The 20,561-nt window shown below is 53.9% G+C and carries 13 protein-coding genes, 1 tRNA gene and 3 rRNA genes; 7 read left to right on the top strand and 10 right to left on the bottom strand.

From position 1 onward, the window contains the following. Positions 1-23 precede the first annotated feature (23 nt). Positions 24-1,109, bottom strand: a complete 1,086-nt coding sequence (locus ACT3IC_RS15110; RefSeq protein WP_103180765.1) for a tRNA/rRNA methyltransferase — start codon at positions 1,107-1,109, stop codon at positions 24-26. A gap of 206 nt (positions 1,110-1,315) precedes the next feature. Between ACT3IC_RS15110 and trxC the strand changes: the two genes are divergently transcribed. The 5 genes from trxC (at position 1,316) to ACT3IC_RS15085 (ending at position 7,037) form a co-directional block, all read left to right on the top strand. Next, positions 1,316-1,735 carry a thioredoxin TrxC gene (gene trxC, locus ACT3IC_RS15105; protein ID WP_103180766.1) on the top strand — a complete coding sequence of 140 codons (420 nt, stop codon included), beginning with the start codon at positions 1,316-1,318 and terminating at the stop codon, positions 1,733-1,735. Between the two features lie 71 nt (positions 1,736-1,806). Next, a complete protein-coding gene (tapT, locus tag ACT3IC_RS15100) occupies positions 1,807-2,505 on the top strand; it encodes a tRNA-uridine aminocarboxypropyltransferase (protein ID WP_103180767.1) in 699 nt (232 codons plus the stop codon). A gap of 35 nt (positions 2,506-2,540) precedes the next feature. Then, on the top strand, positions 2,541-5,204 hold the full coding sequence (locus tag ACT3IC_RS15095) for a bifunctional acetate--CoA ligase family protein/GNAT family N-acetyltransferase (RefSeq protein WP_156655042.1): 2,664 nt from the start codon (positions 2,541-2,543) through the stop codon (positions 5,202-5,204). A 110-nt stretch (positions 5,205-5,314) separates the two neighbouring features. Next, positions 5,315-6,670 (top strand): CDP-diacylglycerol--serine O-phosphatidyltransferase, encoded by a 1,356-nt coding sequence (gene pssA / locus ACT3IC_RS15090; RefSeq protein ID WP_159340020.1) that lies wholly within the window; start codon positions 5,315-5,317, stop codon positions 6,668-6,670. A 31-nt stretch (positions 6,671-6,701) separates the two neighbouring features. Continuing rightward, complete coding sequence (locus ACT3IC_RS15085) at positions 6,702-7,037, top strand: YfiM family lipoprotein (RefSeq protein WP_255584953.1); 336 nt, start codon at positions 6,702-6,704, stop codon at positions 7,035-7,037. Here the strand turns inward: ACT3IC_RS15085 and ACT3IC_RS15080 are convergent. From ACT3IC_RS15080 to rluD, 9 genes are all read right to left on the bottom strand, one after another. After that, positions 7,034-8,341, bottom strand: coding sequence for an MFS transporter (locus ACT3IC_RS15080; RefSeq protein WP_156655043.1), 1,308 nt, complete (start codon positions 8,339-8,341; stop codon positions 7,034-7,036). The genes ACT3IC_RS15085 and ACT3IC_RS15080 overlap by 4 nt on opposite strands. Before the next feature lie 152 nt (positions 8,342-8,493). Further along, positions 8,494-8,949, bottom strand: coding sequence for a DUF4385 domain-containing protein (locus ACT3IC_RS15075; RefSeq protein WP_103180771.1), 456 nt, complete (start codon positions 8,947-8,949; stop codon positions 8,494-8,496). Between the two features lie 117 nt (positions 8,950-9,066). Then, positions 9,067-9,182, bottom strand: a 5S ribosomal RNA gene (gene rrf, locus ACT3IC_RS15070). A gap of 195 nt (positions 9,183-9,377) precedes the next feature. Beyond that, positions 9,378-12,281 (bottom strand): 23S ribosomal RNA (locus ACT3IC_RS15065). Positions 12,282-12,462: 181 nt separating this feature from the next. Beyond that, positions 12,463-12,538, bottom strand: a tRNA-Glu gene (locus tag ACT3IC_RS15060). A gap of 85 nt (positions 12,539-12,623) precedes the next feature. Then, a 16S ribosomal RNA gene (locus ACT3IC_RS15055) occupies positions 12,624-14,163 on the bottom strand. The 16S, 23S and 5S rRNA genes sit together here with 1 tRNA gene alongside, the layout of an rRNA operon. A gap of 428 nt (positions 14,164-14,591) precedes the next feature. Continuing rightward, entirely contained in the window at positions 14,592-17,165 is a 2,574-nt protein-coding gene (clpB, locus tag ACT3IC_RS15050) for an ATP-dependent chaperone ClpB (protein WP_103180772.1), read from the bottom strand. A 129-nt stretch (positions 17,166-17,294) separates the two neighbouring features. Then, complete coding sequence (yfiH, locus tag ACT3IC_RS15045; protein ID WP_473478012.1) at positions 17,295-18,026, bottom strand: purine nucleoside phosphorylase YfiH; 732 nt, start codon at positions 18,024-18,026, stop codon at positions 17,295-17,297. Beyond that, complete coding sequence (gene rluD / locus ACT3IC_RS15040) at positions 18,023-19,003, bottom strand: 23S rRNA pseudouridine(1911/1915/1917) synthase RluD (protein WP_103180774.1); 981 nt, start codon at positions 19,001-19,003, stop codon at positions 18,023-18,025. Before rluD ends, yfiH begins: the two co-directional genes overlap by 4 nt. 130 nt (positions 19,004-19,133) lie before the next feature. Here rluD and bamD point away from each other — a divergent pair, with 130 nt between their 5' ends. Both bamD and raiA read left to right on the top strand, forming a co-directional pair. Continuing rightward, positions 19,134-19,871: an outer membrane protein assembly factor BamD gene (gene bamD, locus ACT3IC_RS15035; protein ID WP_103180775.1), complete on the top strand. Its 738-nt coding sequence runs from the start codon at positions 19,134-19,136 to the stop codon at positions 19,869-19,871. Positions 19,872-20,142: 271 nt separating this feature from the next. Continuing rightward, a complete protein-coding gene (gene raiA / locus ACT3IC_RS15030) occupies positions 20,143-20,484 on the top strand; it encodes a ribosome-associated translation inhibitor RaiA (RefSeq protein WP_032613238.1) in 342 nt (113 codons plus the stop codon). The last annotated feature ends 77 nt before the right edge of the window (positions 20,485-20,561 follow it).

Here is a 20,561-nt window from a genome sequence, read left to right as displayed (position 1 = left end):
TACGAACGACGAACAAAGCGGGATTATGCTTTGTTCTGACGCCACCATTCCGCCAGCAGAACGCCGGTCGCAACGGATACGTTGAGGCTTTCTACATTGCCGGTGCCATCGATAGAGACGCTCAGATCGGCGCTGGAGAGTGCCGCATCGGAGAGACCATCGCGCTCCTGACCCAACACCAGCACCATCTTACGGGGCAGTGTCGCTTTAAACAGCGGCGTGGTGCCTTTGTGGCTGGAGGTGGTCACGATGGCATAGCCCGCCTGACGGAACTGCTCAATCGCTTCCAGCACGCTGTCGCCAGTGATCGGCTGAACGTGCTCCGCGCCGCCTTCCGCCGTACGGATTGCTGCGCCGGATTCCAGCAGAGCCGCATCCTGCAACAGAACGCCTTTCACGCCGAAGTGGGCACAGCTGCGCATCATGGCGCCGAGGTTGTGCGGGTTACCCACGTCTTCCAGGGCCAGCACGCAATCATCTTCGCCAGCCTGGCTGACCCACTGCTTAACGGTGGTACCGTTACGTTTCTTAATCAGGAAGCAGACGCCACCATGGTGTTCGGTGCCAGACGCTTTGGTGATCTCAGCATCGTCCACCACATGGTAGGCTTTGCGGTTGGCCGCCATCCAGCGCAGCGCTTCTTTGAAACGCGGCGTGACGCTCTGGATGAACCAGGCGCGCACGATGCAATCAGGACGGCTCTGGAACAGGGCCTGACAGGCGTTTTCGCCATAGACGCGCGTCTCTTCGGCACGCTGACGGCGGATCACTTCCGGATCGATAACCGTTTTACCGGCCATGCTGCCGTGATCGACGGGCGCTGTGGACTCGTCGCCCGGCGCGCGGGAGACGGTACGCCACGGTGAGGCGTCGCGGCTAAAATCGTCGCGTTTGAAATCATCACGCTTACGGTCGTCACGTTTGCGGTCATCACCGCGGCTGCTTCTCTCATCGCGGGCGGGGCGACGGCCACCGTCTGCACGAGATGGCCCTGGACGTCCGCCACCTTTTCCGGTACGCGGATTTTGGGTGCGTTTATCAGAGTCATCGTCACTGCGGACATACATCACTTTGACCTTGCCGCTTTTGTTTTTCAGTTCGTCGTTCATGCTTTTCTCCACCAGCGCTGCGCGAAGCGCGCAGATTACCCGATGTCCCGGCGCATAGCCATTACTTCGTATAAAAGCCTGTGACTATTGTTCTCATTGAACAAAACGCATTGTCGTTTCAAACAGGGTCGTTGATAATATGTAACATATTGGAAACATAACCGGCATGTTGCCGATTTGTCCCCCTGCTCTACCTGAGGTTAGTTATGAATACCGTATGTGCCAACTGCCAGGCTCTTAACCGCATTCCGGAAGATCGCATTGATGACGGAGCAAAATGCGGACGCTGCGGTCATGAATTGTTCGATGGTGACGTGATTAATGCTACCGGCGAAACTCTGGATAAACTGCTGAAGGATGATCTGCCGGTTGTTGTAGACTTCTGGGCACCCTGGTGCGGCCCTTGCCGTAACTTTGCGCCGATCTTTGAAGATGTCGCCGAAGAGCGTAGCGGTAAAATGCGTTTTGTGAAAGTGAACACCGAAGCTGAGCGCGAACTGAGCTCCCGCTTCCGCATTCGTAGTATCCCGACCATTATGATTTTCAAAAATGGTGAAGTCGTCGATATGCTCAATGGTGCCGTTCCGAAAGCACCTTTTGATAGCTGGCTGAACGAATCCCTCTGACATTCCGGGGCACGTAACTTGTGCCCCGCCCTCGCCTCTGCGAGAATGGCGTTTTTTCTGCGCTCCTTCCCATGACTGATAACGCCGTACTGCAACTGCGCGCCCAACGCCTGGCGCGTGCGACTCGCCCTTTTCTTGCCCGTGGTAACCGCATTCGTCGCTGTCAGCGCTGTCTGCTGCCGCTCAGGCAGTGTCTCTGCGCGACGCTGGCGCCCAGCCATGCTCAAAGCCGTTTCTGCCTGGTGATGTTCGATACCGAACCGATGAAGCCCAGCAACACCGGACGGCTGATCGCCGATATTCTACCGGATACCGCAGCCTTCCAGTGGTCACGCACTGAGCCACCTCAGGCGCTGCTCGATCTGGTCGCCAGCCCCGACTATCAACCGATGGTAGTGTTTCCGGCCTCCTACGCCGGTGAGACGCGCCAGGTAATTACCGCGCCCTCCGCCGGCAAACCGCCGCTGTTTATCATGCTGGATGGCACCTGGACTGAAGCGCGTAAAATGTTTCGCAAAAGCCCCTATCTGGATGCGCTGCCGGTGATCTCCGTCGATTTGTCGCGCGTCTCGGCTTACCGGCTGCGTGAAGCCCACGCAGAAGGCCAGTATTGTACTGCCGAAGTGGCCATTGCCCTGCTGGATCTGGCGGGGGACGTTCAGGCGGCAGGCGCCCTGGGCGATCACTTCTCACGCTTTCGCGAACGTTATCTGGCCGGAAAAACCATTCATAAGGGAAGCATCACAGCGGCGGAGCCGGAAAGCGTTTAAAATCATCAGGTCACTCGCCTTTTCAGGAGATCTGTATGAGCCAGCGCGGGCTAGAAGCCTTACTCCGCCCTAAATCCATTGCCGTGATTGGCGCGTCGATGAAGCCTGAACGCGCCGGTTATCTGATGATGCGTAACCTGCTCGCTGGCGGCTTTAATGGCCCGATACTGCCGGTTACCCCCGCGTATAAGGCGGTGTTGGGTGTCCTTGCCTGGCCGGATGTGGAGAGCCTGCCCTTCATTCCCGATCTCGCGGTGCTCTGCACCCACGCCCGACGTAACATCGCCCTGCTCGACGCGCTGGGGAAGAAGGGCTGCAAAACCTGCATTATTCTCTCTTCGCCCCCTGAACAACAGGCGGAGCTGCTGGCCTGCGCGACGCGCTACCAGATGCGACTGCTGGGGCCAAACAGTCTGGGTCTGCTGGCACCGTGGCAGGGGCTGAATGCCAGCTTTTCTCCCGTCCCGATACGTAAAGGCAAGCTGGCCTTTATTTCCCAGTCGGCGGCGGTCTCTAATACCATCCTCGACTGGGCCCAGCAGCGCGAAATGGGCTTTTCCTATTTCATTGCGCTGGGCGACGGTCTGGACATTGACGTTGACGAGCTGCTGGATTTTCTGGCGCGCGATAGCAAAACCAGCGCCATCTTGCTCTATCTTGAGCATCTCAGCGACGCGCGACGCTTCGTCTCGGCAGCCCGTAGCGCTTCACGCAACAAACCGATTCTGGTGATCAAAAGCGGGCGTAGCCCGGCCGCCCAGCGTCTTTTGCATTCTCATTCAGGCATGGATCCGGCATGGGATGCCGCTATCCAGCGTGCCGGCTTGCTGCGTGTTCAGGACACCCACGAACTTTTTTCCGCTGTCGAAACGCTCAGCCATATGCGCCCGCTGCGCGGGGAACGGCTGATGATCATCAGTAACGGGGCCGCACCGGCCGCGCTGGCGCTGGATGAACTGTGGCTGCGTAACGGTAAGCTGGCCACCCTCAGCGAAGAGACAATGCAGCGCCTGCGTGAGGCATTGCCGTCCGGCGTGGAGCCGGGTAATCCACTCGACTTACGCGACGATGCCAGCAGCGAGCACTATCTCATGGCACTCAATATCCTGCTGGACAGCCAGGATTTTGATGCCCTGATGGTTATTCACTCCCCTAGTGCCGTAGCCCCGGGCAGCGAAAGCGCTCGTGCGCTGATTGATATTGTGAAGAAGCATCCGCGTGGAAAGTATGTGTCGCTTCTGACCAACTGGTGCGGTGAATTTTCATCTCAGGAGGCGCGACGTCTGTTCAGCGAGGCTGGCCTCCCCACTTACCGTACCCCGGAAGGCACTATCACCGCTTTTATGCATATGGTGGAGTACCGGCGCAATCAGAAACAGCTGCGGGAGACGCCTGCCCTGCCGGGAAACCTGACCGCCAATACGGGTCATGCTCACGACCTGTTGCAGCGTGCCATTGATGACGGCGCGCGTTCGCTGGATACCCATGAGGTACAGCCGATCCTCACCGCCTATGGCCTGCATACACTGCCCACCTGGATCGCCAGCGACAGCGCGGAAGCGGTGCATATTGCCGAGCAGATCGGTTATCCGGTAGCACTGAAACTGCGTTCGCCAGATATCCCGCATAAATCTGAAGTTCAGGGGGTGATGTTGTATCTGCGTACCGCGGCGGAAGTCCAGCAGGCGGCGGATGCCATTATCGATCGCGTTAAAATGGCCTGGCCCCAGGCGCGGATCCACGGCCTGCTGGTGCAGAGCATGGCTAATCGTGCCGGCGCGCAGGAGCTACGGGTGGTAGTGGAACACGATCCGGTCTTCGGTCCGCTGATTATGCTGGGCGAAGGGGGCGTGGAGTGGCGCCCTGAAGAGCAGGCGGTGGTTGCCCTGCCGCCCCTGAACATGAACCTGGCGCGTTATCTGGTGATTCAGGGGATTAAGAGCAAAAAGATCCGTGGACGCAGTGCCTTAAGACCGCTGGATATCGCCGCCCTGAGCCAGTTCCTGGTGCAGGTATCGAACCTGATTGTCGATAGCCCGGAAATCCAGCGTCTGGATATTCATCCTTTACTGGTATCCGGCAGCGAACTGACGGCGCTGGATGTGACGATGGATGTGGCGGCCTATACCGGCGATCGCGAAAGCCGGCTTGCTATTCGCCCTTACCCCCATCAGCTTGAAGAGTGGGTGGAGATGAAAAATGGCGAACTGTCGCTGTTCCGCCCTATCCTTCCTGAAGATGAACCCCAGCTTCAGCGCTTTATCGCCCAGGTCACAAAAGAAGATTTGTATTACCGCTACTTTAGCGAAATCAACGAATTTACCCACGAAGATTTAGCCAATATGACGCAGATCGACTACGATCGGGAAATGGCTTTCGTTGCTGTCCGACGCACTGAAGAGGGCGATGAAATCCTTGGCGTCACACGTGCCATCTCCGATCCTGATAACGTTGATGCGGAGTTTGCGGTGCTTGTTCGCTCCGATCTGAAAGGTCTTGGGCTGGGAAGACGATTACTCGAAAAACTGATCAGTTATACGCGCGATCACGGACTGATCCGCCTCAATGGCATTACCATGCCTAACAACCGTGGCATGGTCGCCCTGGCGCGAAAGCTGGGCTTTACCGTTGATATCCAGCTTGAAGATGGGATCGTCGGGTTGACTCTGCAGCTTATGCCATCAGGTAAACAAGAGTAAGGTACTGGAAATGTTGACCACTTTAAACGGCACTGGTGGTATGATTGCCCGCTTCTGTTGTCTACATAGTACATATAATCCTTCAATGAACAGAGAAGAAACGCACTGTGATGTTGTCAAAATTTAAGCGTAATAAACATCAACAACACCTTGCTCAACTACCGAAGATTTCTCAGTCAGTTGATGATGTAGAGTTTTTTTATGCTCCCGCCGACTTTCGGGAGACGCTACTGGAAAAAATTGCCAGCGCAACGCATCGTATCTGCATTATCGCGCTTTATCTTGAACAGGATGAGGGCGGCAGCGCCATTTTACGCGCCGTGTACGAAGCCAAACGCCAGCGCCCTGAGCTGGATGTCCGTATCCTGGTCGACTGGCATCGCGCCCAGCGCGGTCGTATTGGCGCCGCTGCGTCCAACACCAATGCCGACTGGTATTGCCGCATGGCGCAGGAAAACCCCGGCGTAGATGTCCCCGTTTATGGTGTTCCTGTTAACACCCGCGAAGCTCTGGGCGTTCTCCATTTCAAAGGCTTTATCATTGATGACAGCGTGCTCTATAGCGGCGCGAGTCTGAACGATGTCTATCTGCATCAACTGGACAAATACCGTTACGATCGTTATCACCTGGTGCGTAATGCCCGCATGGCTGACGTCATGTTTGAGTGGGTGGACCAACATCTGGTGCATGGCCGCGGCGTGAATCGGCTTGACGATCCGCAGCGACCAAAAAGCCCGGAGATCAAAAATGAGATCCGCCTTTTCCGTCAGGAACTGCGCGATGCCATGTTCCATTTCCAGGGCGATGCCGATAATGAACAGCTTGCAGTGACCCCACTGGTTGGGCTGGGTAAATCCAGCCTGCTCAACAAGACCATCTTCCATCTGATGCCGTGTACAGAACATAAGCTGACCATCTGTACACCGTACTTCAACCTGCCGGCGGTGCTGGTGCGTAACATCATTCAGCTGTTACGCGACGGTAAAAAGGTGGAAATTATCGTTGGCGATAAAACCGCGAACGATTTCTTCATTCCTGAAGATCAGCCATTTAAGATCATCGGCGCCCTGCCTTATCTCTATGAGATCAACCTGCGCCGCTTCCTGAGCCGCCTGCAGTACTATGTGAATACCGATCAGCTGGTTGTGCGTCTGTGGAAAGATGAAGATAACAGCTATCACCTGAAAGGCATGTGGGTTGATGATGAATGGATGCTGCTGACGGGCAATAACCTCAATCCCCGCGCGTGGCGACTGGATCTAGAAAATGCGATTTTGATCCACGATCCCCGCCAGGAGCTGGCTGCTCCGCGCGACCGTGAACTGGATCTGATCCGCACGCACACCACTGTAGTGAACCATTATCGCGATCTGCAAAGTATCGCTGACTATCCGGTGAAAGTGCGTAAGCTAATTCGCCGTTTACGTCGCATCCGAATCGACCGGTTGATTAGCCGCATCCTGTAATCTTCAGCCCTGTCATTGACGGGGCTTTTTTATGGAGGTCGTTGTGCGTTATTTGCTGTTAATGGGCTGCCTGGTTTTGGGCGGATGCAGCCATATGGCTCAGGATAGCTGGTCGGGTCAGGATAAGGCGCAACACTTTTTAGCCTCGGCGATGCTCTCGGCTGCGGGTAATGAATATGCACAGCGCCAGGGCTACAGCCGCGACCGCAGCGCTGCATACGGCCTGATGTTTTCGGTCAGTCTGGGGGCATCGAAAGAGCTCTGGGACAGCCGCCCGGCAGGGAGCGGCTGGAGCTGGAAAGATTTTGCCTGGGACATAGCCGGTGCGACTACCGGCTATGCCGTCTGGCAGATGGCGGATCATTAAAGACGCACGCCTTTCCCTTTGCGGTGCAGCATTAAAGAAACCATAAATGCCAGCGCCCCCATCAGCGTGACGTACCAGAAAAAGATTGCCTCACTCCCCACCGATTTTAATGACAGGGCTACATATTCCGCTGAGCCGCCAAACAGCGCGTTAGCCACCGCATAAGATAACCCAACGCCCAGTGCACGCACCTGAGCCGGAAACATCTCTGCCTTAAGAATGCCGCTGATCGAGGTGTAAAAACTGGCAATGACCAATGCGACCATCACCAGTGCAAAAGCGGCATAAGGAGATGTGACATGCTGGAGTGCAGTGAGAATGGGCACAGTACATATTGCCGACAACCCGCCGAAAATCAGCATTGAGCTACGACGACCGATTCTATCCGACAGCGCACCGATAATGGGCTGGATGAGCATAAAGACAAAGAGCGCCACCGTCATGACCATGCTCGCCACGTTAGCGTGCATACCCGTTGTATTAACCAGATACTTCTGCATATAGGTAGTGAAGGTATAGAAGGTGAGCGAACCGCCAGCCGTAAAGCCGAGCACCATTAAAAAGGCCTTCCGGTTACGCCACAAGCCCTTAAAAGAACCTGCCTCTTTTAACGTCCTTACCTCTTTACGCGACGTTTCGTCCAGCTGACGGCGCAGCCACAGCGCCACAATGGCAAGGAGGGCGCCAAGCGCAAAAGGAATACGCCATCCCCAGGCACGGAGATCTTCATCACTCAGAACCTGTTGCAGGATCACGACGGCCAGAATTGCCAGGAGCTGTCCCCCGATCAGGGTGACGTACTGAAATGAGGCATAAAAGCCTTTACGCCCTTCCACGGCAACTTCACTCATATATGTCGCGCTTGTGCCATATTCCCCCCCAACGGAAAGTCCCTGGAACAAACGCGCCAACAGCAGTAAGGCTGGAGCCCAAGTGCCGATAGTGTCATAGCCCGGAAGGCAGGCGATAACCAGGGAGCCGAAACACATCATGCAGACGGAGATCAGCATGGACGTTTTTCGCCCCTTTCGATCGGCAATACGCCCAAAGAGCCAGCCGCCGATTGGACGCATCAAAAAGCCTGCGGCGAAAACGCCTGCAGTTTGCAGAAGCTGGGTAGTGGTGTTGCCGGATGGGAAGAAGATATGGGCAAAATAGAGCGAGCAAAACGAGTACACGTAAAAGTCGAACCATTCAACCAGATTGCCTGAAGATGCACCGACGATTGCCCAAATCCTGCGGCGAGTATCGTCCTCTGCCAGTTTTTTACTATCCGTATCTGTACTTGCTACGGTTTCTGTCATTTTAAATCCCCTGTCTTACAATGCGGGCCAAAGCACCCACTCCAGTAAAACCAGATTTAAAATTTAACGTTAGGTAAAATAATTGTTTCTATTATGTTTCATTTAATTTTGTTATCTCCGTCACAAAATGCGTCCTGACACGGATAACATCATCAGCCCCACTTTTTTTGATGCGCTTGTTTTCTCTGTAAATAATCCTCATCGGCGCGAATTTTGTCCCACCATCCTTTGAATACTTTTGCGGCTTCGGCTTTAACGGGATCGTGATCCAGTGGACGAACATTGCGTTCATCATCGTACTTTTTTCCGCCTTTGTGGTTGGCGTAGCGTCTGGCGCGGGTATATCCCATCTGGATGAATTTTCTGGCCATATCCATGCCCACAAAATCGTCTTGCTGACGGTATTGCTCAAAGAGTGCGTATATTTCCTGCGCAGATTTTGTCGCAACCTCAGCATTTTTGTATCGCCAGTAGGGCAGAATTTCGCTTTTGTAAGGTTCAACCAGCAGAACGCCTTGTTCTCCCCGCCCTACCTGGTAAAGCTCAGGATGGTCGCGAAAGTTTATGTTGGCGAAATCTTGTTGATAGTTAAAGGGGGGGTTCGGCAAAATAACCTCGCTGACGATGCGTATCTTGTTATTTTAGCCAGAGATTGTTGATTGTGCCCGCCAGGGTGGAAAAGCAAAAAACCCCGCACCATAAGGTACGGGGTTTTTTAATTTGATGCCTGGCAGTTCCCTACTCTCGCATGGGGAGACCCCACACTACCATCGGCGCTACGGCGTTTCACTTCTGAGTTCGGCATGGGGTCAGGTGGGACCACCGCGCTACAGCCGCCAGGCAAATTCTTGGTGCTCTGTACGCAATACTTTATCGCATCAGCCGCGTTGGCCGCGCTCGTAAAGTCAGTCACATACTTCAGTATGCTCCTTCCTTTCCTTCGCTTGCCGCCTTGCTGCTGCGCAAACTATTGTGTACTTAACTCTGAATCAATGCTGAAAATCTCTCAAACCCACCGAAACAGCTTCGGCGTTGTAAGGTTAAGCCTCACGGTTCATTAGTACCGGTTAGCTCAACGCATCGCTGCGCTTACACACCCGGCCTATCAACGTCGTCGTCTTCAACGTTCCTTCAGGACCCTTAAAGGGTCAGGGAGAACTCATCTCGGGGCAAGTTTCGTGCTTAGATGCTTTCAGCACTTATCTCTTCCGCATTTAGCTACCGGGCAGTGCCATTGGCATGACAACCCGAACACCAGTGATGCGTCCACTCCGGTCCTCTCGTACTAGGAGCAGCCCCCCTCAATTCTCCAGCGCCCACGGCAGATAGGGACCGAACTGTCTCACGACGTTCTAAACCCAGCTCGCGTACCACTTTAAATGGCGAACAGCCATACCCTTGGGACCTACTTCAGCCCCAGGATGTGATGAGCCGACATCGAGGTGCCAAACACCGCCGTCGATATGAACTCTTGGGCGGTATCAGCCTGTTATCCCCGGAGTACCTTTTATCCGTTGAGCGATGGCCCTTCCATACAGAACCACCGGATCACTATGACCTGCTTTCGCACCTGCTCGAGCCGTCACTCTCGCAGTCAAGCCAGCTTATGCCATTGCACTAACCTCCTGATGTCCGACCAGGATTAGCTGACCTTCGTGCTCCTCCGTTACTCTTTAGGAGGAGACCGCCCCAGTCAAACTACCCACCAGACACTGTCCGCAACCCGGATTACGGGTCTACGTTAGAACACCAGCCATTAAAGGGTGGTATTTCAAGGACGGCTCCACGCAGACTGGCGTCCACGCTTCAAAGCCTCCCACCTATCCTACACATCAAGGACCAGTGTTCAGTGTCAAGCTATAGTAAAGGTTCACGGGGTCTTTCCGTCTTGCCGCGGGTACACTGCATCTTCACAGCGATTTCAATTTCACTGAGTCTCGGGTGGAGACAGCCTGGCCATCATTACGCCATTCGTGCAGGTCGGAACTTACCCGACAAGGAATTTCGCTACCTTAGGACCGTTATAGTTACGGCCGCCGTTTACCGGGGCTTCGATCAAGAGCTTCGCGTTGCCGCTGACCCCATCAATTAACCTTCCGGCACCGGGCAGGCGTCACACCGTATACGTCCACTTTCGTGTTTGCACAGTGCTGTGTTTTTAATAAACAGTTGCAGCCAGCTGGTATCTTCGACTGATTTCAGCTCCACCCGCAGGGGCTTCACCTACATATCAGCGTGCCTTCTCCCGAAGTTACGGCACCATTTTGCCTAGTTCCTTCACCCGAGTTCTCTCAAGCGCCTTGGTATTCTCTACCTGACCACCTGTGTCGGTTTGGGGTACGATTTGATGTTACCTGATGCTTAGAGGCTTTTCCTGGAAGCAGGGCATTTGTTGCTTCAGCACCGTAGTGCCTCGTCATCACACCTCAGCGTTAACAAGGTACCGGATTTACCTGGAACCTCCGCCTACATGCTTAAACCGGGACAACCGTCGCCCGGCCAACATAGCCTTCTCCGTCCCCCCTTCGCAGTAACACCGAGTACAGGAATATTAACCTGTTTCCCATCGACTACGCCTTTCGGCCTCGCCTTAGGGGTCGACTCACCCTGCCCCGATTAACGTTGGACAGGAACCCTTGGTCTTCCGGCGAGCGGGCTTTTCACCCGCTTTATCGTTACTTATGTCAGCATTCGCACTTCTGATACCTCCAGCATGCCTCACAGCACACCTTCGCAGGCTTACAGAACGCTCCCCTACCCAACAACACATAGTGTCGCTGCCGCAGCTTCGGTGCATGGTTTAGCCCCGTTACATCTTCCGCGCAGGCCGACTCGACCAGTGAGCTATTACGCTTTCTTTAAATGATGGCTGCTTCTAAGCCAACATCCTGGCTGTCTGTGCCTTCCCACATCGTTTCCCACTTAACCATGACTTTGGGACCTTAGCTGGCGGTCTGGGTTGTTTCCCTCTTCACGACGGACGTTAGCACCCGCCGTGTGTCTCCCGTGATAACATTCTCCGGTATTCGCAGTTTGCATCGGGTTGGTAAGCCGGGATGGCCCCCTAGCCGAAACAGTGCTCTACCCCCGGAGATGAATTCACGAGGCGCTACCTAAATAGCTTTCGGGGAGAACCAGCTATCTCCCGGTTTGATTGGCCTTTCACCCCCAGCCACAGGTCATCCGCTAATTTTTCAACATTAGTCGGTTCGGTCCTCCAGTTAGTGTTACCCAACCTTCAACCTGCCCATGGCTAGATCACCGGGTTTCGGGTCTATACCCTGCAACTTAACGCCCAGTTAAGACTCGGTTTCCCTTCGGCTCCCCTATACGGTTAACCTTGCTACAGAATATAAGTCGCTGACCCATTATACAAAAGGTACGCAGTCACACCCGAAGGTGCTCCCACTGCTTGTACGTACACGGTTTCAGGTTCTTTTTCACTCCCCTCGCCGGGGTTCTTTTCGCCTTTCCCTCACGGTACTGGTTCACTATCGGTCAGTCAGGAGTATTTAGCCTTGGAGGATGGTCCCCCCATATTCAGACAGGATACCACGTGTCCCGCCCTACTCTTCGAGTTCACAGCCTGTGTGCTTTCGTGTACGGGAGTATCACCCTGTACCCTGCGACTTTCCAGACGCTTCCACTAACACACAAGCTGATTCAGACTCCGGGCTGCTCCCCGTTCGCTCGCCGCTACTGGGGGAATCTCGGTTGATTTCTTTTCCTCGGGGTACTTAGATGTTTCAGTTCCCCCGGTTCGCCTCGTTAGCCTATGTATTCAGCTAACGATAGTGCAACGAATTGCACTGGGTTTCCCCATTCGGACATCGCCGGGTCAAGGGTTCATATCACCTCGCCGGCGCTTTTCGCAGATTAGCACGTCCTTCATCGCCTCTGACTGCCAGGGCATCCACCGTGTACGCTTAGTCGCTTAACCTCACAACCCGAAGCTGTTTCACTTCGTGTTGTGAAAATTTGAGAGACTCGAACACACTTAACGTGTGTCGTTTCAATTTTCAGCTTGATCCAGATTTTTAAAGAGCAAATATCTCAAACGTAACTCGATGAGTTAGTTTTGAGATATAAAGGCAGGTGACTTTCACTCACAAACCAGCAAGTGGCGTCCCCTAGGGGATTCGAACCCCTGTTACCGCCGTGAAAGGGCGGTGTCCTGGGCCTCTAGACGAAGGGGACACTGAAGTCTCAATCGCAAGACGCCTTGCTATTCACTTTCTATCAGACAATCTGTGTGAGCACTGCAAAGGCAGGTTCTTTAAGGTAAGGAGGTGATCCAACCGCAGGTTCCCCTACGGTTACCTTGTTACGACTTCACCCCAGTCATGAATCACAAAGTGGTAAGCGCCCTCCCGAAGGTTAAGCTACCTACTTCTTTTGCAACCCACTCCCATGGTGTGACGGGCGGTGTGTACAAGGCCCGGGAACGTATTCACCGTAGCATTCTGATCTACGATTACTAGCGATTCCGACTTCATGGAGTCGAGTTGCAGACTCCAATCCGGACTACGACGCACTTTATGAGGTCCGCTTGCTCTCGCGAGGTCGCTTCTCTTTGTATGCGCCATTGTAGCACGTGTGTAGCCCTACTCGTAAGGGCCATGATGACTTGACGTCATCCCCACCTTCCTCCAGTTTATCACTGGCAGTCTCCTTTGAGTTCCCGGCCGGACCGCTGGCAACAAAGGATAAGGGTTGCGCTCGTTGCGGGACTTAACCCAACATTTCACAACACGAGCTGACGACAGCCATGCAGCACCTGTCTCAGAGTTCCCGAAGGCACCAAGCCATCTCTGGCAAGTTCTCTGGATGTCAAGAGTAGGTAAGGTTCTTCGCGTTGCATCGAATTAAACCACATGCTCCACCGCTTGTGCGGGCCCCCGTCAATTCATTTGAGTTTTAACCTTGCGGCCGTACTCCCCAGGCGGTCGACTTAACGCGTTAGCTCCGGAAGCCACGCCTCAAGGGCACAACCTCCAAGTCGACATCGTTTACGGCGTGGACTACCAGGGTATCTAATCCTGTTTGCTCCCCACGCTTTCGCACCTGAGCGTCAGTCTTTGTCCAGGGGGCCGCCTTCGCCACCGGTATTCCTCCAGATCTCTACGCATTTCACCGCTACACCTGGAATTCTACCCCCCTCTACAAGACTCAAGCCTGCCAGTTTCAAATGCAGTTCCCAGGTTGAGCCCGGGGATTTCACATCTGACTTAACAGACCGCCTGCGTGCGCTTTACGCCCAGTAATTCCGATTAACGCTTGCACCCTCCGTATTACCGCGGCTGCTGGCACGGAGTTAGCCGGTGCTTCTTCTGCGAGTAACGTCAATCACTGCGGTTATTAACCACAATGCCTTCCTCCTCGCTGAAAGTACTTTACAACCCGAAGGCCTTCTTCATACACGCGGCATGGCTGCATCAGGCTTGCGCCCATTGTGCAATATTCCCCACTGCTGCCTCCCGTAGGAGTCTGGACCGTGTCTCAGTTCCAGTGTGGCTGGTCATCCTCTCAGACCAGCTAGGGATCGTCGCCTAGGTGAGCCATTACCCCACCTACTAGCTAATCCCATCTGGGCACATCCGATGGCAAGAGGCCCGAAGGTCCCCCTCTTTGGTCTTGCGACATTATGCGGTATTAGCTACCGTTTCCAGTAGTTATCCCCCTCCATCAGGCAGTTTCCCAGACATTACTCACCCGTCCGCCACTCGTCACCCGAGAGCAAGCTCTCTGTGCTACCGTTCGACTTGCATGTGTTAGGCCTGCCGCCAGCGTTCAATCTGAGCCATGATCAAACTCTTCAATTTAAGTTTGATGCTCGTGAATTAAACTTCGTAATGAATTACGTGTTCACTCAGAGACTTGGTATTCATTTTTCGTCCGAGGACGTTAAGAATCCATGTCACTTTGAGTGCCCACACAGATTGTCTGATAAATTGTTAAAGAGCAGTGCCGCTTCGTTTTTCGCTGCGGCGCGGGTTGTGCATACTACGCTTTCCCGCTTCAGAGTCAAGCGATTATTTCGCGCTTTTCTCTGCTGATTCGGCGGCTTGCTTGCCGTTGTTCCGTGTCAGTGGAGGCGCATTATAGGCAGTTCTTCGGAGCTGGCAAGTATAAAGTGAAAATTATTTATCGACCGCTCACTTTCCAGGCAACTCCGCATTTGGATCTCTATTTTTGCCTGGTTTTTAAACAAAAACGAGCCCTCCGGGGGCTCGTTTTTGCGTTTTGTGATTTACTGCACTGCCACAATGCGATCGTCGTTAGCTTCCAGACGGATAACTTTGCCCGGAATCAGCTCCCCAGAGAGGATCTGCTGTGCCAGCGGGTTTTCGATCTGCTGCTGGATAGCACGTTTTAATGGACGCGCACCGTATACCGGATCGTAACCATTCTCGCTCAGCAGCTTCAGCGCATCGTCGGAAATGTGAATTTCATACCCACGCTCTTCCAGACGTTTATAGAGACGCTGCAGCTGAATCTGCGCAATCGAGGCAATGTGTTTCTCACCCAGAGGATGGAAGACCACCACTTCATCAATACGGTTGATGAACTCAGGACGGAAGTTATGGCTCACCACCCCGAGCACCAGGTCCTTCATATGGCTGTAATCCAGTTCACCGAAACGTTCCTGAATCAAATCAGAACCCAGGTTCGAAGTCATGATGACAACCGTATTACGGAAGTCGACCGTTCTCCCCTGCCCGTCCGTCAGACGACCATCATCCAGTACCTGTAGCAGAATGTTGAACACATCCGGATGCGCTTTTTCCACCTCATCCAGCAGGATGACGGAATAAGGACGACGGCGCACTGCTTCCGTCAGGTAACCGCCTTCTTCATAACCAACATAACCAGGAGGCGCACCGACCAGACGTGAAACGGAGTGTTTTTCCATAAACTCGGACATATCGATACGCACCATCGCATCGTCACTGTCGAACATAAAGTTAGCCAGCGCTTTGCACAGTTCGGTTTTACCGACGCCGGTTGGCCCCAGGAACAGGAACGAACCAATCGGGCGATTCGGATCGGAAAGCCCTGCGCGACTACGACGGATAGCATTCGATACCGCTTCAACCGCCTCGTTCTGCCCAATCACACGATTATGGAGATCCTGTTCCATACGCAGCAGTTTTTCACGTTCGCCTTCAAGCATGCGCGCCACCGGAATCCCGGTCCAGCGAGCAAGCACTTCAGCAATTTCCGCATCCGTCACTTTATTACGTAACAGACGCATCGTTTTACCTTCCGATTGCGTCGCCATCTGAAGCTGTTTTTCCAGCTCAGGAATTTTGCCGTACTGCAGTTCAGACATGCGCGCCAGATCGCCCACACGACGCGCCTGCTCAATGGCAATTTTTGCCTGTTCAAGCTCAGCTTTGATTGTTTGAGTGCCAGACAGGGAAGCTTTCTCGGCTTTCCACTCTTCTTCTAACTCAGAATACTGGCGCTCTTTATCATCCAGCTCTTCATTAAGCATATCCAGACGCTTTTTACTCGCTTCATCAGACTCTTTTTTCAGCGCCTGCTGTTCCAGCTTGAGCTGAATGATCCGGCGATCGAGTCGGTCCAGCTCTTCTGGCTTGGAGTCAATCTGCATACGAATACTGGAGGCCGCTTCGTCGATAAGGTCGATCGCTTTGTCAGGCAGCTGTCGGTCGGCAATATAGCGATGCGACAAGGTAGCAGCCGCCACGATGGCCGGGTCAGTAATCTGCACATGGTGGTGCAGCTCATAACGCTCTTTCAGGCCACGCAGGATCGCGATGGTATCTTCCACTGACGGTTCAGCCACAAATACTTTCTGGAATCGACGTTCCAGAGCAGCATCTTTTTCAATGTACTGACGATACTCATCAAGCGTGGTGGCGCCCACGCAGTGCAGCTCGCCGCGAGCAAGAGCGGGTTTCAGCATGTTCCCGGCATCCATGGCACCATCGGCTTTACCTGCTCCCACCATCGTATGCAGTTCGTCGATAAACAGAATGACGTTGCCTTCCTGTTTCGCCAGATCGTTGAGCACGCCTTTTAAGCGTTCTTCAAATTCGCCGCGGTATTTGGCCCCGGCCACCAGCGCGCCCATATCCAGTGCCAGTACACGGCGGCCTTTCAGACCCTCCGGCACTTCACCATTGACGATACGCTGGGCAAGCCCTTCCACAATAGCCGTTTTACCGACGCCCGGCTCACCAATCAGCACCGGGTTATTTTTGGTACGGCGCTGCAGGACCTGAATGGTACGGCGGATCTCTTCGTCACGGCCAATGACCGGGTCAAGCTTGCCCTGTTCCGCACGCTCAGTCAGGTCGACCGTATATTTTTTCAATGCCTGACGCTGATCTTCAGCACCCTGATCGTTCACGCTCTCACCTCCGCGCATTTGTGCAATCGCCTGCGTCACATTGGCGGTAGTTGCGCCAGCTGTTTTCAGCAGGTCGGTCAAGGTGCCACGTGATTCAAGCGCCGCCAGAACAAAGAGCTCTGACGAAATAAAGTTGTCGCCGCGTTTCTGCGCCAGTTTGTCGCACAGGTTTAATACGCGAACCAGATCCTGAGACGGCTGAACATCTCCGCCTGTGCCCTCTACCTGCGGTAAACGGCTCAGCGCCTGATCGATGGCTGTGCGTAACTGGCCCGCATTAATGCCGGCAGATGTCAATAAAGGACGTACCGATCCCCCTTCCTGATTCAGTAAGGCGCTCATTAAATGAAGAGGTTCGATAAACTGATTGTCGTGCCCCAGTGCGAGAGACTGGGCATCGGCGAGAGCAAGCTGGAATTTATTAGTAAGACGATCCAGACGCATAACTCCTCCCATAACAGGTCAAAATTGCTACTGGAGATTAAATGAGGTCATCCCTCAATTATTCAAGGTGAATGACCTGAATTATGCGAAAAGAAAACGGCGCGTACCGGATCGTCTTGATTCTATAGGTTATATCAGCCAAATGAAACTTGCCATACGCCCGGTAGTCTTGTCGCGGCGATAGGAAAAGAAATCACCGTTTTCGGTGAAGGTGCAGCGATCGCCGCCGTAGATCTGGCTGATACCGACGCGGGTCAGGCGCTGGCGGGCAAGCTGATAAATGTCCGCCATATACTTATCCCTTGCCGGAAGAAAAGCGCTCTGCGCCTGCGGATCGTGCGCCATAAAAGCGTCACGCACCTCCGGCCCCACTTCAAAAGCCTGTGGGCCAATGGCCGGGCCAAGCCAGGCGATGATGTTATCCGCGCCGTCGGCAAAACAGGCGACGGTCTCTTCCAGTACGCCGGCGCACAATCCGCGCCAACCGGCATGGGCGGCGGCCACTTCCGTGCCCGCACGGTTGCAGAAAAGCACCGGCAGACAGTCAGCAGTCATGACGGCACAAACCGTGCCCGGAGTATTGCTGTAAGACGCATCGGCACGTTTCGAGGCATACGGTTCACCGGTGAGACGAAGCACAGCGGTACCATGTACCTGTTCAAGCCAGACCGGTTTTGACGGCAACTTGCCTGCCGCAAACAACCGCTTACGATTCTCTTCAACGTGATCGAGGTTATCGCCACAGTGAGCGCCCAGGTTCAATGATTCCCAGGCCCCCTCACTCACGCCGCCGATACGGGTTGAACTGCAGGCCGCCACACCTTCTGGCGCAGGCCACTCCGGGACAATCAGTTTGGTCATAACCAGTCCACGTCATCCTTATGTTCTTCAAAATCGGCACGCATCGCGTCGATAAGATCCACCATATCCTGTGGAATTGGCGCATGCCATTCCATCTCAATGCCGGTGATCGGATGGTAGAGACGTAGCATGGTTGCGTGCAGGGCCTGGCGGTCGAATTTACGCAGCATCGCGATAAATTCGTCAGACGCCCCTTTCGGTGGACGCGGACGACCACCGTACAGCTGATCGCCCACCAGCGGATGGGTGATATGGGACATATGCACACGGATCTGGTGCGTACGGCCCGTTTCCAGACGCAGACGCAGACGCGTATGAATGCGGAAATGCTCCATAATGCGGTAGTGCGTGACGGCCGGTTTACCCATCGGGTGAACGGACATGTGGGTACGCTTGGTCGGATGGCGACTGATAGGCTGCTCTACCGTGCCACCGGAGGTCATATGCCCAATAGCAACCGCTTCGTATTCACGGGTGATTTCACGCAGCTGCAGGGACTCCACCAGACGCGTCTGCGCCGGAATGGTCTTGGCAACGACCATCAGGCCGGTGGTGTCTTTATCCAGACGGTGAACGATCCCCGCACGCGGTACGTCCACAATAGGAGGATAGTAGTGCAGCAGGGCGTTCAGTACAGTGCCGTCAGGGTTACCTGCGCCAGGGTGTACAACCAGATCGCGCGGCTTGTTAATAACCAGGATGTCGTCATCTTCATAGACGATATTCAGCGGGATATCCTGAGGCTCAAAACGGACTTCTTCTTCGATATCAGCATTGATGGCGACCACTTCCCCACCCAACACTTTCTCTTTTGGCTTGTCCCAGATCTTGCCATTTACCAGCACGCGCTGGTCAAGAATCCATTCTTTTATGCGTGAACGCGAATAATCAGGGAACATTTCGGCCAAAGCCTGATCTAAGCGTTGTCCGAGCTGTTTTTCGGAGACTGTTGCGGTGAGTTCTACTCGTTGTGCCATAGACTGCTTCTTCGTTTAACGTTGGGTTTTACGGCTTTGCCGTTTAATATAGTGTGCTATTGTAGCTGGTCTTAATCGGGAGCAGGAAAGAGATTCTCCCGGACAAACATTTGAGGAAAGTCAAAACGTCATGACGCGCATGAAATATCTGGTGGCAGCGGCCACGTTGAGCCTGGCTTTGGTAGGCTGCTCCGGTTCGAATGAACAGGTCCCTGACAATCCGCCGAATGAAATCTATGCGACTGCTCAGCAAAAGCTGCAGGACGGTAACTGGAAACAGGCGATAACGCAACTGGAAGCGCTGGATAATCGCTATCCATTTGGCCCGTACTCCCAGCAGGTACAGTTGGATCTGATCTACGCCTACTATAAAAATGCCGATCTGCCACTGGCCCAGGCGACGATTGATCGCTTCATGCGTCTGAATCCGACCCATCCGAATATTGACTACGTGATGTATATGCGCGGCCTGACCAATATGGCGCTGGATGACAGCGCGCTGCAGGGCTTCTTTGGTGTGGATCGCTCCGACCGCGACCCGCAGCACGCCCGCGATGCGTTTAATGACTTCTCTAAACTGGTTCGCGGCTACCCGAACAGCCAGTACGTAACGGATGCCAGCAAACGTCTGGTGTTCCTGAAAGACCGTCTGGCGAAATACGAATACTCTGTGGCGGAATACTATACCCGTCGTGGTGCATACGTTGCCGTCGTGAACCGCGTCGAAGGCATGCTGCGTGATTATCCGGATACTCAGGCAACGCGTGATGGCCTGAAGCTGATGGAAAACGCCTATCGCCAGCTGCAGATGACCTCCCAGGCTGACAAAGTGGCGAAGATCATCGCCGCGAACAGCAGCAGCTCCTGATCGTCCAGTAGAATGCAAAACGGCAGCCTCAGGGCTGCCGTTTTTTTATCCATTTCCGCATCAAGCTGAAGCGGTTTAGCCTGCACGAATCCTATCAACTATGGCCGCAATTTGTCGCTTCGACAAGGTAAATGTTACGTGTTCCTGTCCTGCCTCACAAAAAGAATCCGTTGACAAAAAGTGACATAAAAATGTGATTTACATCACACATTTTGACATTAGGAACGGTATGCTGGACTCACCAAGACGGGAAAGACAAGAGGTAAAATTTATGACAATGAACATTACCAGTAAACAAATGGAAATTACTCCGGCAATCCGCCAGCACGTCGCAGACCGTCTCGCCAAACTGGATAAATGGCAAACACACTTGATTAACCCACATATCATTCTCTCTAAGGAGCCACAGGGTTTCATCGCTGACGCAACTATCAATACTCCAAACGGCCATCTGGTCGCCAGCGCGAAACATGAGGATATGTACACCGCCATCAACGATTTGATTAACAAGCTGGAACGGCAGCTCAATAAAGTGCAACACAAAGGTGAAGCCCGTCGCGCCACAACATCGGTGAAAGACGCCAGCTTCGCAGAAGAAGTTGAAGATGAGTAATCCCTTACATTGAGTCTATCGCCAACGCGCCTTCGGGCGCGTTTTTTATTGACAGGGTGAAAACAGTACGGGTACTT

The organism is Leclercia sp. GHBNCSD, from assembly GCF_055805075.1.
The sequence above is the reverse complement of the archived record's forward strand: the minus strand, read 5'-3'. Positions and strand labels throughout refer to the sequence as shown.